Origin of the sequence: Lamprobacter sp., assembly GCF_034860625.1 — a bacterium.
Classification (GTDB): domain Bacteria; phylum Pseudomonadota; class Gammaproteobacteria; order Chromatiales; family Chromatiaceae; genus Lamprobacter.
On record NZ_JAYESN010000281.1, the window covers coordinates 1 to 3624 of the forward strand.

Annotated in this window: 5 protein-coding genes and 2 pseudogenes; all 7 read left to right on the forward strand. The window is 62.9% G+C overall.

All coding sequences use genetic code 11. From position 1 onward, the window contains the following. Window positions 1-229: 229 nt before the first annotated feature. Window positions 230-829: pseudogene (locus VBE63_RS26095) on the forward strand (MBL fold metallo-hydrolase RNA specificity domain-containing protein); the annotation flags it as partial. A 428-nt stretch (window positions 830-1257) separates the two neighbouring features. Then, window positions 1258-1503: a hypothetical protein gene (locus VBE63_RS26100; protein ID WP_323685919.1), complete on the forward strand. Its 246-nt coding sequence runs from the start codon at window positions 1258-1260 to the stop codon at window positions 1501-1503. After that, window positions 1500-2186, forward strand: a complete 687-nt coding sequence (locus VBE63_RS26105; protein ID WP_323685920.1) for a hypothetical protein — start codon at window positions 1500-1502, stop codon at window positions 2184-2186. Before VBE63_RS26100 ends, VBE63_RS26105 begins: the two co-directional genes overlap by 4 nt. A gap of 313 nt (window positions 2187-2499) precedes the next feature. After that, a pseudogene (locus tag VBE63_RS26110) lies at window positions 2500-2589 on the forward strand (glycosyltransferase); the annotation flags it as partial. A gap of 28 nt (window positions 2590-2617) precedes the next feature. Next, entirely contained in the window at window positions 2618-3079 is a 462-nt protein-coding gene (locus tag VBE63_RS26115) for a glycosyltransferase (RefSeq protein WP_323685921.1), read from the forward strand. Window positions 3080-3095: 16 nt separating this feature from the next. Beyond that, window positions 3096-3305: a hypothetical protein gene (locus VBE63_RS26120; protein ID WP_323685922.1), complete on the forward strand. Its 210-nt coding sequence runs from the start codon at window positions 3096-3098 to the stop codon at window positions 3303-3305. Between the two features lie 15 nt (window positions 3306-3320). Next, on the forward strand, window positions 3321-3624 hold a 304-nt coding region (locus VBE63_RS26125; RefSeq protein WP_323685923.1), incomplete at its 3' end, for a YdcF family protein.

Genomic DNA, 3624 nt, shown 5'->3' on the forward strand with positions numbered 1-3624 from the left:
ACCCTCAGCGACGCACAGATTGCCCAAGCAACCGGACTGACACTGGCCCAAGTCGAAGCCTTGCGCGCAGACAATGCGGTCAAACCGCCCGGCTAAACCGCCACGATCCGGAAAGACCGGTTAAATTGATGATGATGCGTGAGATTTCGTGGGGATACCTCAGGGTCTGACCCCCTTTTCTGACCCCTTTGCGGACCATGGCGCCGCGCAAGGTGGCGAGGGCTCGCCCTGGAGCGACCTGCAGATCGTGCTCGACTCGCCGCTGGCGGCGGACTTTACCGCTGGCTACCGGCGCCTGCGTGCGGCCTGGGATGCCGAGGCCCAGCAGCGTCTGGCCGCCGGGCGTCATCCGCTGGCGTTCGAGCAGCTGGTCACGGTCGACAGTCATAGCGACCATGAGCGCATGGTGAACTACCTGTCTCAAGCTGGGGCCCACAGCGGGCATCCGGAGGTGGTGATCGCCGCCAGTGGCATGTGCGCCGGGGGCCGGGTGGTGAACTACCTCAAAGCCATGCTCGGTGATCCGCGCCACGACATCCTGTTCGTCGGCTACCAGGCCGCCGGCACCCCGGGGCGCGACATCCAGCGCTATGGCCCCCGTGGCGGCTACGTGCAGCTCGACGGCCGCCGCTACGACATCCGCGCCCAGGTGCGCACCCTCAGCGGCTACTCCGCGCATGCCGACCAGCAAGACCTGATCGACTTCGTTACCGGCATCCCGACCCCACCGCGTGAGATCTGCCTGGTGCATGGCGATGCCGGGGCCAAGGCGGCGCTGGCCGAGCGGCTGGGTGCGCTGTTGCCGCGGACGCAGGTGGCGATTCCCTAGAAACCGGGACAGACCACGTTTTCTCCCGCTCCGTCATTGCTGCCCGGAAGCCGCAATCCAGCGCAGGGAAAGCAGCCTTACAGTAGGCACTGGGCTTCAGCTTTAGCAGGCAACTGCCTGCTCAGGCTCCCTGGCACTGGCTGCCGGCTTGCCGGCCGGGAGGACGAGAGCAGGAGGCGATTCCGGCTAGCGCTCCCTCCGTTTCAGCTGCTTGACGTTCCGTCGGTCAGTTTTCAGACTCGGCACTTGGTTTCTTCTACGACGATGTCGTGCTTGATGCCGACCGGCGAAACCTGGATGCATCTGACGATGAGGTGTGAGGATGGGGTACCGAGGCTGGTAGGCGGTCGACTCTGCTAAACTCCACTTTTAGCCAATGACAGCATCTGTGTCGCAGCGCCTTAAAGCAACCGGAGGGCAAACGTGTCATGTCCGCTCATCTCTCTGAAAAGACAAAAGAAACCATCTGCAAGGCGCTTGGCGCAACCTCGCTCGCCGAGCTTCAAGAGCGTCCCTATCAGGCGCTGTCCGCTGAGGCCGATGTGGACCGCGAGAAAGCGGCGCTCTACGCCGATCGTAACCGTGGGTCCGTGCGCCTGAATGCGGGGCATTACTTCACCGTGAAGGAATACGCCGAGCACATCCGCAACATGCAGTCCGTGCGTCTGCCGTGACCGATGCAAGCGTTGGCCGCCCTGGCTTCACCGAAGAGGAGGCCGCTCGGTTAGCCGCGCTCTCGCAACTCTACAGCGAAGCCAAATCGCTGATCCTCTACGCCGAAGAAGTGGACCCCGATGCGCGGTCCAATCTGCAAATCATCAAAGAGCTACGCGACGCCTTCGATCATCTGATGCGGGCGATCAGTGTGCGCTTTGATGCCAGTCGATCGCCAGTTGATGATGATCAAGCCTATTGCAGCAACAACCTCAGCAAAGCCGAAGGTCACGTCTATCGTGCCGCCTTCGATGCGCTGGATGGCGCGCTGTTATCGCTGCGCGTCAAGATCGCGGAGGTCGCAAGCCAGTATCCGTTAGAGGCGTTGTCGCAAGTGGTGCCTGACTATTGGCGGCTGAAGCGTGACTTGGAGCGGCTCAGCACACAGGTGGCTGAGCATCGCGCCGGTAAGGATGTTGGCCGCCAGATCATTGCCACACTCGATCGTTATGTTGAAGACGTCACCCAGGTCAAGTGCTTTTATGACGAGCTGCTGGGTTGCGCACCCTTGCTCGATGAGTACGTCGCCAAGGCGAAGCGAGAACAATTGGGAAATGATCACCGGCTTTTCTGGGTCAGCGTGATGGCCGCGACCATCGGTGCATTGGCTGGTGGTGCGCTCGCGTGGTTTGCGGGAGGCTGAAATCTCCGGAGGTTCTCATGCCCCCAACCCAACGCATCCCCCTCGTCAACTCTAGCTAGACCTCCAACGCCTCGCCACAGCCTTGGTCATGCCGCTCTCACTCGGGCTGCTGCTCGGCTTCATCGGTCTGGCCTTGGCTTGGCGCGCGCGTGGGCTGGGTGTGTTGGTGGCGGGTGTTGGCTTGGGGCTGATGCTGCTGTCAGCGGTTTCCAGCCCTTGTTGTGATCCAGGTTATGATCCAGCTTGTGATCGAGAAAGAGACCGAGCCAGCGCTCGGTTTTTGCGTTTTGGATGATGGAGGTATTGATCTCGCATGAAGATTTCTGTGATCACAACACTGCGCAACGCGGTGAACACCGTCACCGACTGTCTGGACTCGGTGGCGGCGCAGACCCATACGCCGCGCGAGCACATCGTCATTGATGGTGGCAGTGTCGACGGCAGCCTGGCGCTGCTGCGGCAGCGGGGGCGATCAACTGGCGGTGCTGGTCAGCGAGCCGGACGAGGGCATCTATTTTGGCCTCAACAAGGGCCTCGCCCGCGCCACCGGCGAGGTGGTCGGCCTGCTGCATGCGGATGATGTCTATGCCGACCACCAGGTGCTTGCCCGCATCGCCGCGGCCTTTGCCGACCCGGCGGTGCAGGCGGTCTATGGCGACCTGCAGTACGTGGCCCGCGATAACCCGCAACGCATCATCCGCCACTGGCAAGCCGGCGCCTACCAACCCAAGCCGCCTCCACTGGGGCTGGATGCCGCCACACCCCACGCTGTTCCTGCGCCGTGCCCTCTACCAGCGCCACGGGGTGTTCGATACCCGCTACCGCACCGCCGCGGATTACGACCTGATGCTGCGCATGCTGAGCCAGCTGGAGGGGCCGTCGGGTGGGCATGAGCAGAGGCAGCGAAGGGTGGTGTACGTGCCGGAGGTGCTGGTCCGCATGCGCTTGGGTGGCAAGAGCAACCGCAACCTGAAGGAGATCCTCCAAAAGTCCAGGGAGGATTATCAGATCCTGCGCCGGCACGGCCGAGGAGGCCCGCCGGGTACCGGGTCGCTGGTGGCTTTGAGCGCACTGGTGTGGAAGAACCTGTCCAAGCTGCCGCAGTTCATTCGCCGCTGAGGGTCGGTAGTGCTGATGCTCTCCAAACTGGTCACGGCGGCGGATCGGGTTTGGCATGCGGCGCGCTTATTTCATGCGGGCAAGTTTCAGCAGTTGCTGCTCTCGGGTGGCCAGGTTCCCACTGGGGATGGCTCGGAAGCCAAAGCGATGCGTAGATTCCTGCTGGATTTGGGTGTCCCCGACCGGGCGATTCGTTTAGAGGGGCTCAGCACCAATACCGCGAGCAACGCATCCGCCACGGCCGCGCTGTTGCAGGCCGATGGGATCGAGGCGTGCATGTTGGTGACCTCGGCGCTGCAACATGCCCCGCGCCCGCGCG